At 39.7% G+C, this 17,608-nt stretch carries 16 protein-coding genes and 1 tRNA gene; 9 read left to right on the top strand and 8 right to left on the bottom strand.

All coding sequences use genetic code 11. The features are described from left to right. Positions 1–139: 139 nt before the first annotated feature. Positions 140–1,789, bottom strand: a complete 1,650-nt coding sequence (locus GD597_RS07670) for a CTP synthase (RefSeq protein ID WP_171607248.1) — start codon at positions 1,787–1,789, stop codon at positions 140–142. Positions 1,790–2,076: 287 nt separating this feature from the next. On the opposite strand from GD597_RS07670, the gene GD597_RS07665 reads away from it, so the two are divergent. Both GD597_RS07665 and holA read left to right on the top strand, forming a co-directional pair. Next, complete coding sequence (locus GD597_RS07665; RefSeq protein WP_171607247.1) at positions 2,077–2,916, top strand: dienelactone hydrolase family protein; 840 nt, start codon at positions 2,077–2,079, stop codon at positions 2,914–2,916. A gap of 261 nt (positions 2,917–3,177) precedes the next feature. Beyond that, a complete protein-coding gene (gene holA / locus GD597_RS07660; protein WP_171607246.1) occupies positions 3,178–4,170 on the top strand; it encodes a DNA polymerase III subunit delta in 993 nt (330 codons plus the stop codon). A gap of 105 nt (positions 4,171–4,275) precedes the next feature. On the opposite strand, the gene GD597_RS07655 is transcribed toward holA, so the two are convergent. After that, entirely contained in the window at positions 4,276–5,232 is a 957-nt protein-coding gene (locus GD597_RS07655) for a bifunctional riboflavin kinase/FAD synthetase (protein ID WP_235954217.1), read from the bottom strand. A 102-nt stretch (positions 5,233–5,334) separates the two neighbouring features. On the opposite strand from GD597_RS07655, the gene GD597_RS07650 reads away from it, so the two are divergent. Then, a complete protein-coding gene (locus tag GD597_RS07650; RefSeq protein WP_171607245.1) occupies positions 5,335–6,507 on the top strand; it encodes an AIR synthase related protein in 1,173 nt (390 codons plus the stop codon). A gap of 85 nt (positions 6,508–6,592) precedes the next feature. On the opposite strand, the gene GD597_RS07645 is transcribed toward GD597_RS07650, so the two are convergent. Next, positions 6,593–6,856 carry a hypothetical protein gene (locus GD597_RS07645; protein ID WP_171607244.1) on the bottom strand — a complete coding sequence of 88 codons (264 nt, stop codon included), beginning with the start codon at positions 6,854–6,856 and terminating at the stop codon, positions 6,593–6,595. A 204-nt stretch (positions 6,857–7,060) separates the two neighbouring features. Here GD597_RS07645 and rpoN point away from each other — a divergent pair, with 204 nt between their 5' ends. Beyond that, entirely contained in the window at positions 7,061–8,539 is a 1,479-nt protein-coding gene (gene rpoN, locus GD597_RS07640; protein WP_171607243.1) for an RNA polymerase factor sigma-54, read from the top strand. An 18-nt stretch (positions 8,540–8,557) separates the two neighbouring features. Beyond that, positions 8,558–9,214 carry a hypothetical protein gene (locus GD597_RS07635; RefSeq protein ID WP_171607242.1) on the top strand — a complete coding sequence of 219 codons (657 nt, stop codon included), beginning with the start codon at positions 8,558–8,560 and terminating at the stop codon, positions 9,212–9,214. Between the two features lie 287 nt (positions 9,215–9,501). Here the strand turns inward: GD597_RS07635 and GD597_RS07630 are convergent, their stop codons facing one another. Beyond that, positions 9,502–10,230 carry a ribonuclease H-like domain-containing protein gene (locus GD597_RS07630; protein ID WP_171607501.1) on the bottom strand — a complete coding sequence of 243 codons (729 nt, stop codon included), beginning with the start codon at positions 10,228–10,230 and terminating at the stop codon, positions 9,502–9,504. A 32-nt stretch (positions 10,231–10,262) separates the two neighbouring features. Between GD597_RS07630 and GD597_RS07625 the strand changes: the two genes are divergently transcribed. The 3 genes from GD597_RS07625 to GD597_RS07615 all read left to right on the top strand — a co-directional run bounded on the left by GD597_RS07625 (position 10,263) and on the right by GD597_RS07615 (position 12,655). Continuing rightward, positions 10,263–11,255: a coiled-coil domain-containing protein gene (locus tag GD597_RS07625; protein ID WP_171607241.1), complete on the top strand. Its 993-nt coding sequence runs from the start codon at positions 10,263–10,265 to the stop codon at positions 11,253–11,255. A 102-nt stretch (positions 11,256–11,357) separates the two neighbouring features. Continuing rightward, on the top strand, positions 11,358–12,524 hold the full coding sequence (locus tag GD597_RS07620) for a sensor histidine kinase (RefSeq protein WP_171607240.1): 1,167 nt from the start codon (positions 11,358–11,360) through the stop codon (positions 12,522–12,524). Positions 12,525–12,571: 47 nt separating this feature from the next. Next, positions 12,572–12,655, top strand: a tRNA-Leu gene (locus tag GD597_RS07615). A gap of 146 nt (positions 12,656–12,801) precedes the next feature. On the opposite strand, the gene GD597_RS07610 is transcribed toward GD597_RS07615, so the two are convergent. Beyond that, positions 12,802–13,968, bottom strand: a complete 1,167-nt coding sequence (locus tag GD597_RS07610) for a TlpA disulfide reductase family protein (RefSeq protein WP_171607239.1) — start codon at positions 13,966–13,968, stop codon at positions 12,802–12,804. 16 nt (positions 13,969–13,984) lie between these two features. Then, positions 13,985–15,439 carry an Asp-tRNA(Asn)/Glu-tRNA(Gln) amidotransferase subunit GatB gene (gene gatB, locus GD597_RS07605; protein ID WP_171607238.1) on the bottom strand — a complete coding sequence of 485 codons (1,455 nt, stop codon included), beginning with the start codon at positions 15,437–15,439 and terminating at the stop codon, positions 13,985–13,987. Positions 15,440–15,769: 330 nt separating this feature from the next. On the opposite strand from gatB, the gene GD597_RS07600 reads away from it, so the two are divergent. After that, the gene (locus tag GD597_RS07600; protein WP_235954216.1) at positions 15,770–16,585 is read left to right on the top strand and encodes a PLDc N-terminal domain-containing protein; all 816 of its coding nucleotides are present in this window, start codon (positions 15,770–15,772) and stop codon (positions 16,583–16,585) included. A 21-nt stretch (positions 16,586–16,606) separates the two neighbouring features. Here GD597_RS07600 and GD597_RS07595 read toward each other — a convergent pair whose 3' ends face one another. Together GD597_RS07595 and GD597_RS07590 are read right to left on the bottom strand one after the other, a co-directional pair. Continuing rightward, positions 16,607–17,281, bottom strand: a complete 675-nt coding sequence (locus tag GD597_RS07595) for an SdpI family protein (protein WP_171607237.1) — start codon at positions 17,279–17,281, stop codon at positions 16,607–16,609. A 1-nt stretch (position 17,282) separates the two neighbouring features. Further along, positions 17,283–17,546, bottom strand: coding sequence for an autorepressor SdpR family transcription factor (locus GD597_RS07590; RefSeq protein ID WP_171607236.1), 264 nt, complete (start codon positions 17,544–17,546; stop codon positions 17,283–17,285). Between the last annotated feature and the right edge of the window lie 62 nt (positions 17,547–17,608).

Raw genomic sequence — 17,608 nt, 5'->3', positions numbered from 1 at the left:
CGCTTGCGTCGCACTCTTGTGCTGCAGCAACAGACGCAGCTGTTTAAAGGCATTGTTGTTTTTGCTCAGTAGCCAGAAAGCCGTACAAGAGTGCGACGCAAGTAAGCCGGATAGCAGTACTTGCGCCGGGTTAATACTATTATATCATTTCGCTTTGCAGCAAGGGATTTTTTATTTGCAGGTGTTGCTCGTTATGTTTTTTCATGGCTGCAACAAAATGCACAAATAGCGGGGCTGGTTTTTCAACAGTGCTCTTTAATTCGGGGTGGTATTGTACGCCAATAAAAAACGGATGAGATGGTATTTCCATAATTTCTACCAGGCCGGTATCGGGGTTGGTACCACTGGCCATCATACCTGCCTCTTCAAATTGCTGTAGATAATCGTTATTAAACTCAAAGCGGTGGCGGTGCCTTTCGCTGATATTGGTATCCTCGTAAATGGTATTGGCCAAGGTGCCCTGTTTAATTTCGCAAGGGTAAGTACCCAGGCGCATGGTGCCCCCCATCATTTTTATTTTTTTCTGCTCCTCCATCATATTTATAACAGGATGCGGGGTTTGTTCATTCATTTCGGTAGAATGGGCATCTTTCAGGTTAAGCACATTACGGCCAAATTCAATAACGGCCATTTGCATACCCAGACAAATACCAAAAAATGGCATGCCATTTTCCCGGGCATATTTAACCGCAATAATTTTACCTTCTATACCGCGGTTACCAAAACCGGGGGCCACCAGCAAACCATCTAAACCTTCCAGTTTTTCTGAAACATTTTCATCAGTTATATGCTCGCTATGTACATTTACCACCTGCACTTTTACTTCGTTCATAGCGCCGGCATGTATAAAGCTTTCCAAAATGGATTTATAGGCATCCTGCAGCTCAATGTATTTACCAATAAGGCCTACGGTAACCTTGCTTTTGGGGTATTTTAATTTATCTAAAAATCCTTTCCATTTTTCCAGATTAGGTTCAGGGAAAACAGCAATCCCCAGTTTACGCATAGTAATTACGTCTAATTTTTCACGTAACATGGCCAGGGGAACCTCATAAATGGTGGGGGCATCCATGGCTTCAATAACCGCTTCTGGTTTAACATTACAGAACAGGGCAATTTTGCGTTTAATATCATTACCCAGTGGTTCTTCGGTACGGGCAACAATAATATCGGGGTGTACGCCAGTTTCGCTCAGCATTTTTACACTGTGCTGGGTAGGTTTTGTTTTAAGTTCTTTTGCTGCTTTTAAATAGGGGATTAAAGTAAGGTGTATCACTACCACATCGTCTTCGGGTAGTTCCCATTGTATTTGCCTAACAGTTTCTATAAATGGTAAACTTTCTATATCGCCTACAGTACCGCCAATTTCGGTAATTACAATATCAAATTTGCCGCCTTTACCCAATAATAGCATGCGGCGTTTAATTTCATCGGTAATATGAGGCACCACCTGAACGGTTTTACCCAAAAAATCACCATTTCTTTCGCGGTTAATAACGGTTTGGTAAATACGGCCGGTAGTAACATTATTGGCCTGTGTGGTAAACGTATTTAAAAAACGTTCGTAGTGGCCAAGATCCAAATCGGTTTCTGCACCATCTTCTGTAACATAACATTCCCCATGCTCGTAGGGGTTAAGGGTTCCCGGGTCTACATTAATATAGGGGTCAAATTTCTGTATGGTTACAGTAAATCCTCTTGCCTGCAAAAGTTTTGCAAGACTTGCTGCTATAATTCCCTTACCTAAACTACTTGTTACACCACCTGTAACAAAAACGTACTTGGCCATAATTGTATGGTTAAAAATGAATATTAAAAAAATCAAAAAACCTTAACGCAAAATGTATCGACAAAAATGATTGTCCGGATAATTGGCTACAACAATTGCTGAATAGTCTTCTTTCAGACCTAAGCGGAGAAAAATAAATTCTCAGAGGTCATGCAAACCTAAAGCTATTTTCCCGCCCAAAAAAATCTGGATATACACGCTGTGAAAAAATTAATTTTTGCAGAACTATTATACTATTAATATGTTGTACTTTTTCAATCATTTTCACATCTTTTAAAACTACCTGAATGAAAAAAATTGCTTTTTTATCCATGCTTTTGCTGCCTTTTTTAAGTAGTAAAGCTCAAATGAACATGAGCTGTTGCATGCCCACCACTGCCACAGAAAAATATGCGTTAAACCTTAACGATAAGAATTTTGTAAGCGCCCATGCCGAGCCCCTGCCGTATACCTATACCGGCGCCGGTGCTGATATAAGCTATAAAGCCGCCGATGGCACAGATGCCCATGCCTGGGAAATAAAAGCCGCCAAACCAACTCCTTATTACATTTTTGTAATACACGAATGGTGGGGCTTAAACGATTATATTAAAAAGCAAAGCGAGCAATTGGCCAACGATCTTGGTGTAAATGTAATTGCACTAGACCTGTACGATAAACAAGTAGCGTCCACCCGCGAAGATGCAACTAAATATATGCAAAGCGTAAAAACCGAAAGGGCAATGGCCATTATTAAAGGCGCATACAACTATGTAGGCAGCAGCGCCAAAGTATTTACCATTGGCTGGTGTTTTGGTGGCGGATGGAGCCTGCAAACCTCAATAGAAGGGGGTAAACAGGCAGTTGGATGCATGATGTACTATGGCCAACCCGAAAAAGATGTAAACAGGTTAAAAACCATAAACTGCGATATTGTCGGATTTTTTGGTAACCTGGATCAATGGCCAAGCCCTGCAGTGGTAGACCAATTTGTAAAAGATGCAGCTGCTGCAGGCGTAAAATTATCGGTAAACCGTTACGAAGCCAATCATGCATTTGCTAATCCAAGCAACCCCAATCATAATCAGGCGGCAACTGATGATGCGTATGCCAAAGTGTTGGCATTTGTAAAGGCAAGAATGAACTAAAAGTTTATCAATATAATATAGTTTAAAGGCCATTTATTGCAGATGGCCTTTTTTTTGTGCCCGGCCAATAGCTTTGGGCAACACCGCTTGCGTCGCACTTTTTGGGGTTCTGTTATATAATGGGCAGGATAAGAACAGCAATTAAACCAGCATCAAGGTGTAATTTTTAAACCCGCAGTTTAAGTACAGAAAGCTGTATTGTTGATATTTTGTAATTAACTGTGCATACATTAACCTGACTGAGGTTTTATCTTTGCGGCCATGTCTGCAGAGAAAATAATAGGCGATTGGAAAAAAAAGGTATTTAAACCAGTGTATTGGCTGGAAGGCGAAGAGCCTTTTTTTATAGATACCGTTATAGACCATGCAGAACACCATATACTAAGCGATAGTGAGGCCGGTTTTAATCTTACCGTTTTATATGGCCGCGATACAGACTGGGCTACAGTGGTAAATGCCTGTATGCGTTATCCCATGTTTGCCGAAAGACAGGTAGTATTGCTAAAAGAAGCCCAGCATATGAAGGAAATAGATAAGCTGGAGCATTATATTACCAAACCATTATCCAGTACTATTTTGGTAATTGCCTATAAAGATAAAAAAGTAGATGGCAGAACTGCTTTTGGGAAACTGGTAAAAAAAACAGAGTATTTCTCTTTTAAAAAATTTTATGATAACCAGTTGCCCGAGTGGGTTGCCGGTATGGTTCAGCAACAAGGCCTAACCATTAATGCCAAAGCCCAGGCATTATTAATAGACCATATAGGTAACGATTTAAGCCGGTTAAGAAATGAAATTGAAAAACTTACTATTAACCTGAAAGGCAGAAAAAATATTACAGAAGACGATATTGAAACTTTTATTGGTGTAAGTAAAGAGTTTAATGTATTTGAGTTACAGGATGCTATTGCACAAAAAAACCTGCCTAAAGCTATTCGGATTATTCAATATTTTGCGGCTAACCCCAAGGCGGGGCCCATACAAATGATGTTACCTGCTCTTTACAGTTATTTTAGTAAGATTTATACCGTTTTTGGTATGGATAACCGCAGTGAACAGGCATTATTTCCGGTATTTAAAAATTCTTTTGCTGTTAGAACGGCATTGGGGGCTATCAATAATTATGGCTATACAGGAATTGAAAAAATATTATTACTGCTGCACCACTATAATTTAAGAAGTATTGGTATTAATGATGCCGCCACAGAAGATGCAGACCTGATGAAGGAGTTGGTGGTAAAAATTATGGCTTAATTGTTTGGGGGCCTTATACCTTGTTTTGCTGCCCAAAGTACCGGCAGTACAAGAGTGCGACGCAAGTAAAGCCCAATTTTTGTACTGTTAGCCGGGTACAATAGCTTAGTCCTTAGCCTGATCTAAATATTGCAGGGCAGCTAACTTATCCAAAGCCAGTTGCGCCTGTAAGGCAGGCAAGCCGTTAAATTTAACCTCGCCACGTAAATATTTTTTTAGGGATACCCTTACGGTTTTGCCATAAATATCTGCGTCAAAATCAAAAATATTTACCTCAATCATTCTTTTGGTGCCATCTACAGTTGGGCGTACACCAATATTCATCATGGCATTATGGGTAAAAAAACCATCTGCGGTGGCAAGCGTAGCGGTTACGGCATAAACACCATTACCAGGAATTAATTTTTCTTCGTTTTCTATTAATAAATTGGCCGTTGGGTAACCAATTGTGCGGCCCAGTTTATTACCTTCTACCACCATTCCTTCAAAAAAATAATCGTACCCCAGGCATTCGTTGGCGGTAACAATATCGTTTTCAAAAAGGGCTGATCTTATTTTAGTAGAGCTAACGGTAATATTATTTAATACGTGTTCGGGAATGTCTTTTACCGCAAAGCCCAGTTCTTTGCCATAGGTTTCAAGAAGCTGATAATCGCCCTGCCGGTCGCGGCCAAAACGATGGTCGTACCCAATAATTACTGTATGCGGGTGAAAACGGGCAAATAAAAAGTCTTTTACATAAGCTTCGGCAGATTGCCTTGCAAAATCGTCGTTGAATGCCACCACCACCAGGTGGTCTATACCTTTTGCCTCGAGCAGTTCAATTTTTTCTGCCAGCGTATTAAGCATAAAAATGGGCTTGCTGGCAATTACTTTACGGGGATGTGGGTGAAAAGTTATGATAACTGTTTCGCCGTTTATAGCAGCAGCTTCCTGTTTTAACTGGGCAATTATTTGCTGGTGGCCCGTATGCACGCCATCGAAAGTACCAATGGTAATAACGGCATTTTTAAATTGTGGTAAAATATCTGAAAGCTGATGAACCTGCATAAAGTGGCGCAAAACTAATGTTTACCGGCTAAATAAGAAAGTGATTGACAACGAAAGCGCTACAATTGTACATTTGCAAACAGAAACATTTTACAACCAGCAATTCAAAAGAGAATGTCATTATATTCAAAACGCGGGGTATCAGCACAAAAAGAAGAAGTACATGCAGCCATACAGAAACTGGATATGGGTTTATTTAAACATGCTTTTTGCAAAATGTACCCAGACTTTATAGGAGGCGATACGAATTTTATCAATATCATGCATGCGGATGGAGCTGGTACTAAAAGTATTTTGGCCTATCTGTACTGGAAAGAAACCGGTGATGCCAGTGTTTGGAAAGGAATTGCCCAGGATGCGGTTGCCATGAACCTGGATGATTTATTGTGTGTGGGTGTATATGATAATATCTTGTTTTCTTCTACCATCGATAGAAATAAATCTTTAATTCCTGGTGAATTACTGGAACAGGTTATAAACGGAACCCAGGAGTTTTTTGATACTTTAAAAGCTTACGGTGTACAAATTCAATACCTGGGTGGCGAAACTGCAGATGTGGGTGATGTGGTAAGAACTATTGCAGTAAATGGCACTATGATGGCCCGCTGGCATAAGGATAATATAATAACCAATCAGCTGATAGCACCGGGTGATGTAATTGTTGGCTTTGCCAGCGATGGCATGGCCAGTTATGAAACCAGCTATAACAGCGGCTTAGGTAGTAATGGATTAACCAGTGCCCGCCATGATGTGTTAAGTAAATACTATGCTGCCAAGTATCCTGAAACATTTGAAGCTACCCTGCCGGAAGAAGTAGTATATATTGGCAATAATAAAATGACTGACAGTTATACACTCCCTGATGGCAGTGTAACCAATATTGGTAAGCTTTTGCTTAGCCCCACCAGAACCTATGCCCCATTGATGAAAGTATTACTGGAAAATAATTTTAGTGATATGCATGGGGTTATACATTGCAGTGGCGGCGGACAAACCAAGTGCATGAAATACCTGCCTCAGCCATTGCGAATTATTAAAAACAATTTGTTTGAGGCACCGCCTATTTTTAAACTGATTCAACAAAACTCAGGTGCAGATGACAGGGAAATGTACCAGGTTTTTAATATGGGTCACCGGTTGGAAATTTTCACCTCTGCCAGTGCTGCAGCCAACATGATTGAGGTGGCAGCCGGGTTTAATATTCCTGCAAAAATTGTTGGTTGTGTTGAAGCATCCAATACAAAAGAACTGGTATTAACTGTACACCAGCAAGAGATTGTTTATTAATCTGGTGCTATAATATTACAGTTTTTAGATAAATACAAATCACCGCATCTTATAGTTATTTAGGTATGGATGCCGCTTATATTTGTTAATGCCATATGGCATTTTTACCTTCCAGCTTATTGGTATATTCTATGGAGCCTAGCCTGAATTTAAGTGGTATTTTTGTGGTTTTTTGCAGTTGCAATTCTTTTTTACAGAAAAACCCTATGTTGGTGGCGTAGTAATTAGCTGGCAAAATGCGTAAACTAAAATATTGAGAACTATCTTTTACAGGCTTAAAGCTATTATTTGCCGGCGCCGGCGCCGTTTGTGCCTTAGATGCAGTAGCACTTATTAGCAATAAATTCACAAAGAAACAAATAATCTTCACCGTTTTCTACCATTTATTTGTACGTAAATTTACAGCAGCCACAATTAATGTGCCGTTTAATTTTTTTGTGTTGTTTGATGCGTAGCACCCCAAACGTACAAGTGAGTGACACAAGAGGCGTTGAGCAGCGATTTATTGCTGGCTAACAATTACTGTAAAGTAGAAGAAGGATAACACCATACAATGTCACTAAGTCAGTCATTACAACAAAAGCTATTACAAAAACTTTCTCCCCAGCAGATTCAGTTAATGAAACTGCTGCAAATACCTACGGCCAATTTAGAAGAACGGATTAAAGAAGAGCTGGAAGAAAACCCTGCACTGGAAACCGGTGAAGAAGATAATGGCGATGATGATTTTGAGCAGAAAGATGATTATGAAAGTACAGAAGAAGAGTACGACAGCCAGGAAGATGATTATGGCAATATTGATATAAGCGAATATGTAAGTGAAGGAGATGATGAAGTAGCAGATTATAAAACAAAAGATGATAATTACCCCGAACTGGATGAACATCAAACCATACCCCACCGGGTAGAGAGTAGCTTTCATGAACAATTGCTAGACCAGCTAGGCATGCTTTCGCTGGAAGAAAAAACCTATAAAATTGCTGAACAGATTGTAGGTAGTATTGATGATGATGGCTACCTGCGCCGCGAACTGGCTTCTATTGCCGATGATCTGGCTTTTAGGCAAAATATTGAAGCAACTGAAAAGGAAATTGAAAATATTATTAAGCTGATACAGGAATTTGACCCTCCTGGAATTTGTGCCCGTAACCTGAAAGAATGTTTGCTGCTGCAGTTGCAGCGCCAGAAAGCATCGGGTAAAAATGTGCTGATGGCCATACAGGTATTGGATAAATATTTTGATGAGTTTACCAAGAAACACTACGAGAAAATACAAAGAGGCCTTAACCTTACCGATGATGATTTAAAAGCTGTTATTGGGGCAATTATAAAATTAAACCCAAGACCAGGTGGCAATATGGGCGAACTGAATATTGCCGAAAGCTATATTGTGCCCGATTTTTTTATTACCAATACCAATGGCATACTGGATATTACGCTTAATAGCCGCAATGCACCCGATTTGCGCATAAGCGAGGGTTATAGAGATATGCTAAAAGAATACGAAAAGGGCAGTAAAAAAGATAAGCGCCAGAAAGAAGCAGTTTTGTTTATTAAACAAAAAATAGACTCTGCCAAATGGTTTATTGATATGATTAAGCAAAGGCAACATACTTTGCTGGGTACCATGGGGGCCATTATGAATTATCAGGAAGAGTTTTTCTTAACCGGTGATCAAACCAACCTTAAACCCATGATTTTAAAAGATATTGCTGAAATAACCGGTTTGGATATATCTACCGTAAGCCGTGTGGCCAACAGCAAATTTGTACAAACCGAGTTTGGCACTTTCAGGCTGAAATTTTTCTTTAGTGAATCGTTAAGTACCGATAGCGGCGAAGAAGTAAGTACCCGTGAAGTAAAGAAAATATTAAGTGATTTTATTGAAGGCGAAGACAAAAGAAAACCATTAAGCGATGAAAGCCTTACCGAAATGTTGCAGGAAAAAGGCTATAATATTGCCCGCCGTACTGTAGCCAAATACAGGGAACAATTAAATGTGCCCGTAGCCCGGTTACGTAAAGAATTATAACACTGGTAACCATTTATTATGCAGCAACCAACCGCACAAAGTACACAGCAACCAGCCGCTTTAAAGGCAGTTGCCAAACTGGTTTCTTACCTGTTTCACCCTTTATTTTTACCTACTTATATTTTTTTCTGGGTATTACTTCGGTTACCTTTTGAGTTTGCGGGCATTACGCCATTAACCTTATTTGCCCGTAAAATAACCGTTTTTTGGATGACGGCTTTTTTCCCAGCCTTCTCGGTTTTTTTATTGTGGCGCTTAAAATTTATTGACAATATTTTTTTAAAAACACAAAAAGAAAGAATTGCCCCCTACATTATTACCATGATTTTTTATTGGTGGATGTGGTACCTGAGCCGCAATTTTACTGATCAGCCCATTGTGCTAAAATTCTTTTTCTTTGGCATATTTACCAGCACCATTTTTGCCTTAATACTTAACAGCTTTTTTAAAATAAGTATGCATGCCATGGGTATAGGCGGTGCGCTGGCTTTTGTAATTATTACCGGCTTTTATTATGGCGTATATCTGGGTACAGATATTACCATTATGGTATTATTGGCGGGCCTGGTTTGTACCGCCAGGCTATTATTAGGCCACCATAATAACCTGCAAATTTATGCCGGACTGATACTGGGTATTCTATGCCAGTTAATTGGTTATTGGGCAGGTACCTGATTTTTTTTGAGCCCGGCTAATTGATGATCTGTTCAGCTTTACTTGCGTCGCACTCTTGTGCGCCGGGATGTTTTGGCAGCAGGTAATTAGGAATATATGGTATGAATAGGCAACAGGTAAATTCCCCGGTTACCGATGTTAGATAAGCACAATTTTTTTTTACCAGACATTATGCTTCCCGTGCATTTTGATTTTTACTGCTGCCCTATAGGCAACCGTATAAGTGTGCGACGCAAGTAAAGCTGCTATTGGTACAGGCTGCCGGGTACAAAATAGCGGTTGTTTTATTAGGCTACAACAATAATATTATCGCTGTTTAACAGTGGCATATGTCTGAAACGAAGTACCACATTGGCCACCACCACTACATCGCGCTGGCAATATTCTACTATACGGGGCAGGTTATTTTCCTGATAGTACACCTGTTGTACCTTGCTGCCATCAATATCAGTTTTAGAGGTGGGAATATCTAAAACGTTAGCCAGTAAGTTAAGAGAAATATAATTTTTATAATCGCCAAATTTCCACCACTGCAGGGTATCTACCATTTTTACATCCCATGGTTTGGCACCTTGTAATTGCATGCAGTTGGGTAATTGCATATGGTTAATTAACATTCTACGGCATAGGTAGGGTATATCAAATTCGCGTATGTTGTGGCCGGCAAATTCAAAATTTTTATTGTGCTTATGCAGTTTGTCTATAAGCTCGGTAAACGATGCCAGTACCTCTTTTTCATCGTGGCCAAATATGCTTTTAATGCGTAGGGTAAGTCCTTTGTTTTCGTCGTGTGTAAAAAAGCCGGTACTTATACAAATTACTTTACCAAACTCGGCCAATATTCCGGCTTTTTGGGTGTACGATTCCTGGGGTGTTGTATTTTCTGGCACGGTTTTGGAAATCTTCTGCCACCAGAGGTCTTTCCATGTATCGGGTAACTGCGCATAATCCGGATATTGTGGAACGGTTTCAATATCAATCATCAGTAAATCGTAAATTGAAGGGTTATTATTCATCACATTGCTAGCATTCGTTAAAAAATAATTTTATGAGCTATTCTAACTATCCAAGCACAGGCGGTACCACAACCCCGCAACAAACACCCAAAGACAACAGAAAACTTATCTATGGTATTTTAATTGCTGCCCTGGTACTAACCTGGGGGTATATAATTTATGATAAGGGTAAATCTAAAGAAACAATTACACAATTACAAACAGATTATTCCAATGTAGATTCTTCACGAAATGCCATACAGCAGGAGTATAATGATGCATTGGCAAGAATGGATTCACTATCAGGCTCTAATGCTGAACTTACAGGAGAGCTTGCAGAGCGCAAAAACGAAATTGACCGTATGAAAGCGCAGATTAAAAGTGAACTGGGTAAGAAAAATGCAGACCTTGCCAAAACAAGATCTATGATTGGTGAATTAAATGGAAAAATTAATGACCTGCTTACACAGATAGAACAATTAAAAGTAGAAAATCAACAGCTGACCGTTGCTAACCAAAACCTAAGTACAGAAAGAGATACCATTGTATCGCAGAAAAAAGTAGTTGAAAAAAATCTGGCCAACACCCAGGCAGAAAAAGCCCGTGTGGAAGATATTGGCTCTACCCTGCATGCTTCCAATATTAATATTACCGGTATAGATGTAAAGGGTAGTGGCAAGGAAAAATCTACCTCTACAGCTAAAAAGGTAGACGTGTTTAGAATTTCTTTCGATCTTGACGAAAACAGGATAGCGCCAAGTGGAAATAAGCAATTATATGTATGTGTATATGCACCCGATGGTAAACCAATTACCATTCCATCCAATGGCAGTGGCAGTTTTCAAACAAGGGATGAAGGCGAAAAAGTATATACCAGTAAAATGGATGTTAAATACGAACAAGGCGTTCGTACACCCGTAAGTTTCGATTGGAAACCAGAGGGTGGCAAATACCAAACAGGTAATTACAAAATTGAAATATACCAGAATGGCTATAAAATAGGCTCAGGTACAAAGGATTTAAAGAAAGGTGGATTATTTGGTTAATACCTCTATAATCTGCATAGGTTCAGGTCTTAAGAAAAACAAACCCCGTATTTATGCGGGGTTTTGTTTTTATGGCATATAAACATTGTCTATTTTAGAAGTATGATTCAACAATGGTTAAATGGTAAAACTGTTTTATTTCTTGTAGCAGTGGCAATTGTTACCGCTACTATATTTTACTCCCAATATTTATCCCGTAAAATTGCGGCCGATGAGAAAAACAAAGTAGAAATATGGATTGAAGCCCAAAAAACCATTGTAACGGCCACAGACCAGGCCAGCTTTAACCTTGCTGCAAAAATTTCATCAGAAAACAAAGAAATTCCCATTATTGAAACAGACGAAAATGATAAGATAAATCCCGGTAACTGTGTAAACCTTGATAGCAATAAAATTAAAACGGATTCTACCTATCTGCGCAAAAAATTAAAAGAATTCAAACATCAGCATAAACCAATTGTGGTGCCATTTACAATAGGCAATAAAACCATTGCAGTAAATAAATACTATTATGGCGATAGTGTTTTACAACAGGAAGTAAAGTACTATCCCATTGTACAGCTAATAGTAGTTGGGCTATTTATTGTTATAACCGTTATTGCCCAAAAATCAGCATTTAACAGCACACAAAATCAGTTATGGGCCGGTATGGCTAAAGAAACGGCCCATCAATTGGGTACACCGGTAACCAGTTTAAAAGGTTGGGTAGAAGTACTGCGCGATATAACCGGTACCGAGTCTATGGTTACCGAAATTGAAAAAGATGTAAACCGCCTCGAACTTATTTCCGATCGTTTTGGTAAAATAGGCAGCCAGCCGCATTTGGAAGAAACCAATATTATATTACAGGTAAGTAATATGGTAGATTACATGAAAAAGCGGGCCGGTAATAAAATAGATTTTATTATTACAAAGCCTCAAAACGAAGAACTTACCGCCATGATTTCTCCGCCATTGTTCGATTGGGTAATAGAAAACCTCCTCAAAAATGCACTCGATGCCATGGAAGGCCATGGTACAATAACGGTTCAGTTGCACGATAATATTACGCAAGTCATCATCGAGGTGACAGACACAGGAAAAGGTATTGCAAAAGCCAACCTGCCCAACGTATTTAAACCCGGTTTTACTACCAAAAAACGTGGGTGGGGACTGGGGTTAACACTTACCAAAAGAATCGTAGAGCAATACCACAAAGGGCATATCTATATAAAGTATACAGAGCTGGGTAAAGGAACCACTTTTAGAATAGAACTAAACAAGGGTTAACAGTTGCAACATTTCCCCTAAACCTATACATTTGCATTCCCAAAGATGCGGAGGTGGCGAAATTGGTAGACGCACTACTTTGAGGTGGTAGCGCCGTAACTGGCGTGGGAGTTCGAATCTCCTCTTCCGCACTGCAATCCTTTCTGGTTTATACGGGAAGGATTTTTTTTGGCCCATCATTTTGCACAACAAGCAACATCCTTGCGTCGCACACTTGTACTGTAAAACAATAGGCAGCTAAGAAAATAATTAGTACCTGGCAAATAGTAAAAAACGCTTATTGTAATACCTCGGCCAGCTTTTGTTCCAGTGCAGGCCCCCTTAATGAAGAAGCTATAACTTTCCCTGTAGGATCAATCAACACATTAAAGGGTATAGCATTAAAATAATATAACTGCGGAGCCACGCTTTCCCATTCTTTCAAATCGCTCATATGATTCCAGGCCAATCCATCTTTTTGAATCGCTGCCTGCCAGGCGGCTTTATCTGTATCTAAAGAAACGCCTAAAATGGTAAAGTTTTTATTTTTAAAAGTATTGTAGGCTTTCACCACATTAGGGTTCTCAGCGCGGCAGGGTCCACACCAGCTGGCCCAAAAATCTACCAATACATACTTTCCTTTATAACTGCTTATACTTACCGTTTTACCATTTATATCAGTCATGGTAAGCTCTGGTGCCTGTTGGTTTAATAAGGGGTAAGCTGCCTGTTGGCTATTGGCATTGCTGGATGAATTATTGGCTGCAACAGCCTGTGTAAGCAAAGCTTTAAAAGCTGCTAAGCCTGCATGTTCTTTAAAAGTTATAATTGCTTGCTGGGCCAGAGAATCAATTTCTTTTAAAGGCATTACTTTTTTAGAAGCAGCAATATTTAAAGCATAAAATATAGCAGCAGGATATTTTGATTCACCAACATACTTGCGCATATAGGCATTCAATGATTGCATTACCTGTGTGCCATCAGCCTGCAACATCAGAATAGTACTATCATTTGGGTTAAGTTTATACAACGAGTCCATTTGGTTAAATATAACGGCCAATATCGAATCTTTCTCCCTAAAAGTGTTTAAAAAGCCATAAATGCTTTTGGTAGCATCGCTATTACTAATGTAGGGGGTGCGTAAATCTCTCTGTAAGTCGGTACTAATTTTAATATCACTGGCATCATTAATAAAAACGGCAAATGAATTATGGTTAATGGTTAGCAGGTACAGGCTTTGTTCTTTTGCAATACCTTTTAAACTATAACTGCCATCTGCTGCAATGGTAACAGAATCAATCACTTTTTGCCCTGAATTATCGTAACTAACCTGCTCCAGATATAAGTTTTTTGCAGGTGCATTATCAATTTTACCACTTACTGTAAACTGGTTGGCATCTCCACTTTGGGTGCAGGAGGCTGCCATTATAAAAGCCAATACTACAAATGCCGTTCTTATACGCATGGTCGTTTTTTGTAAATTATTTATTCAGTTTTTGTTCCAGTAAAGTGGTAACCACTTTTGGGTCGGCTTTGCCTTTGCTAAGCTTTTTCACCTCACCCACAAACAGGCCAATCAATCCTTTTTTACCTTTTTGGTATTCCTTCACTTTATCGGGCATATTTTCTAATGCTTGTTCTACCCATGCTTCCAGTTCATTGGTATCGCTAACCTGTAAAAGATTTAGGCGGCTGGCAATATCTGCTGCATTGCTGTTGGACTCTGCCGCCAAAACCGGTAATATTTTAGTAGAAGCTACTGAAAAATTAACCTTACCACCTTCCACCAATTCAATAATGCCAGCCAATTGTTGTGCACTTAATCCAAATTGCTCTAATAGTATTTTATGCTCGTTTAAATAAGATTTTACAGGCCCGTTTATCCAGTTAGCAACAGCTTTGTAGTTTTTTGTAAAAGCAAGTGTGCCATCAAAGTATTCGGTGGTGGCTTTATCCATACAAAGCTGTGCAGCATCATATTCACTAAGCCCTAATGCATTTTGGTATTTATGTTGTAAAGCCTGTGGCAATGCTGGTAAACTTTTTTGAACGGATTCAATAAAAGTATCGCTTAAAATAAAAGGTGCCAGGTCGGGCTCGGCAAAATAGCGGTAATCGTTGGCTTCTTCCTTATCGCGAATAGAAAAAGTTGTATCTGTATCGGCATCAAAGCTGCGGGTTTGTTGTATTATTCTTTCCCCGGCTTCTGCCATTTGTATCATTCTTTCAACTTCGTACTGTATGGCATGTTTTACATTACGAATAGAATTCAGGTTCTTTACTTCTACCTTGGTACCTAATTCAGTTTCTCCTTTCAAACGGATAGATACATTGGCATCGCAACGCAGGCTGCCTTCTTCCATATTGCCATCACAAACACCAATCCATTGCACCAATCTGCGTACTTCGGTAACATATTGGTAAGCCTCTTCGGCGCTATGTAAATCTGGTTCAGTAACAATTTCAATAAGGGGGGTACCGGCACGGTTATAATCTACATAGGTATACTCATCATCCATGGTATGAATGCTTTTGCCGGCATCTTCTTCCATGTGAATGCGGTTTAACTGTACATTTCTGGTACCACCATTTTCGGTTTTAATGGTTATATAGCCACCCTTGCAAATAGGCGTTGTATGTTGCGATACCTGATATCCCTTGGGTAAATCAGGATAAAAATAGTTTTTGCGGGCAAAATAATTGTAGCGCTCAATTTCGCAATTGCAGGCAATACCCATTTTAATAGCGTATTCAACCGCTTTTTTATTGGTTTTGGGCAATGTGCCGGGGTGGCCTAATGTTACCGGGCTAACATGTGTATTAGGTGCTGCACCAAAAGCAATACTATCGCCACAAAACAATTTACTTGCTGTAGCCAGCTGGGCATGTACTTCTAAACCTATTACCACTTCGTATTTATCAGCAGTCATATTCATAAACAGCTGCAAAAATAACCTGATGGGCTGTTATAGAAATTTTATTTTTTGTAGCCAGCCAATGCACTGCTATCAGCACCGCTTGCGTCGCACTCTTGTACTGTATAACTGTATGCAGCCAAATGTAAAGCCTTTGGCAGGTTAGTATTTGCTGTTATGGCTGGCCACTATTTGCGTGAGGGATTGCAGCGTAAAGCCCGCAGGCACGTCCGGCAACGGCGGGCCGAGGACTTGCAGCGGAAAGCCCGGCCCGCAGGGACACGCCCTGTTTTTCACTGCCTTTTATATGGCAAACTATATATTCCTATCATTTTCACCTAAATAAAATGGTTGCTATTTGGCGATAACTCTATTTTTGGCTTCTCTATCATATTTAACAGCGGATCTATGTTTTTTGGTGGCAACTATTACTATATTATTCTCATTTTACAGGCTATATGCGTATTTCATTGCGTACGCAGGGGCAAGGAACAAAAATGGATTTGGATTATTGTTTTTTTGCCATTAATAGGTTGTATTGCTTATATGTTTACCGAAATGTTTTCTGGTGGCGATATACAGCAGGTAAAATCGGGTGTTAGCAGTATTATTAATCCCGGCGGGCAAATTAAAAAGCTGGAAGCGCAGCTGGCGTTTACCGATACTTTTAATAATCGGGTACAACTGGCCGATGCCTACCTGACAACAGGCGCCACCGATAAGGCAATTGCCTTGTACGAAAGCAGTTTAACAGGCACTTTTACCGAAAACGAGCATGTTATTTACCAGCTTATTCTGGCCTATCAGATAAAGCAGGATTATACAGCCATTTTGCCATTGGCTAAAAAATTATATTCCCGCCCACAATTTGCCAGGTCTAAAGCGCATATTGCCTATGCCATTGCATTAGAACATTGCCATAATATTACGGCAGCCGAAGAAGAGTTTAAAACCATGAAAGCCCGTTTTTCTGATTTTGAGGCCAGATATCATTATGGGCTGTTTTTAATACGTAATCAGCAGCCCGACGAGGCCAGCCAACTATTTAACACAATGGCTGCCGAAGAGAAAATGTTAAGCCGTACCGAACTAAAAAATAAGCGGCAATGGATAAGCCTTGCAAAAGATGAATTAAAAAAAATGCACCACGCAAAACAAGCTGATTAAAGACAATTTTGTGCGCCTGAATTATTGGGGATGATTTGTTTTTTGCAGTTGTTTAAAATATATATACGAGTAGCCAACGGGTATCAAAGCCATAATAGCCACGGTTACCATTAGTACATAAAATGCATATTCAGCCGGCAGAAAGAAGCTAAGAGCAGCCAATAGCAAACCACCAAAAAACCAAATTTTACCAGCTAACTGGTGTGTTTTGCGCCAGGTTTCTTCACTTTCCAGGGTCCACGGTGTGCGTATGCCTACAAAATAATTGGGTTTAATATTATGCATAAGATTGCCCATAACAGCAAAAAATACGCCCAGTAAAACAGGCAACATATTGCCCATTTCAAAACGGCCCACCTGGGCCGCCCTAATTATTAGGCAGCTAATACCACTTACCAGCACTGCAACGGCAATAGCAATTTTGTTATAGGTAGCGGTAGAATATTGCACGTTTTTTTTAGGATCTATTTTTGGCAAAAAGCGTATAAGCAAATACGAAAATATACTAACACCACCCAGCAGGCAAACTACAAACCATAAGGTAGATTTATCCCCCGTTTGATCGGGCTTGCCGTCAATACCAAAATGGGTGGCTACGGTGGCTGGCAGTGATGCGTATACACTGGCCAGGTAAAGGCATGGTACTATAATGCAGGCAATTACCAATGCATCATACAAATGAAATTTAGATTTCATGTTATTTTTTCTTTTTTGTGAATTGCATTAACCACTTTAACATCTCATCCATCACAGTGGTATTGATGGAGTAAAATACATACTGCCCTTCTTTAACGGCTACCACCAAGCCCGCCCTTTTTAATAATTCCAGGTGGTGCGATACACTTGGCCAGGACATATTAAACTGCTCGGCAATTTGGCCGGCGGTTAAATCCCTGTCCCGCAGCAGTTCCAAAATTTCCCGACGCGTAGCATCGTTCATTGCTTTAAAAAGAAGGTTCACTAATTAGATATTTAGACAAATGTCTAAATATTATTCCAAACCAACAAGCATTTATTATTACT

The organism is Limnovirga soli (genome assembly GCF_013106755.1).
In the GTDB taxonomy this organism is placed as follows: Bacteria; Bacteroidota; Bacteroidia; order Chitinophagales; family Chitinophagaceae; genus Limnovirga; species Limnovirga soli.
The sequence above is the reverse complement of the archived record's forward strand: the minus strand, read 5'-3'. Positions and strand labels throughout refer to the sequence as shown.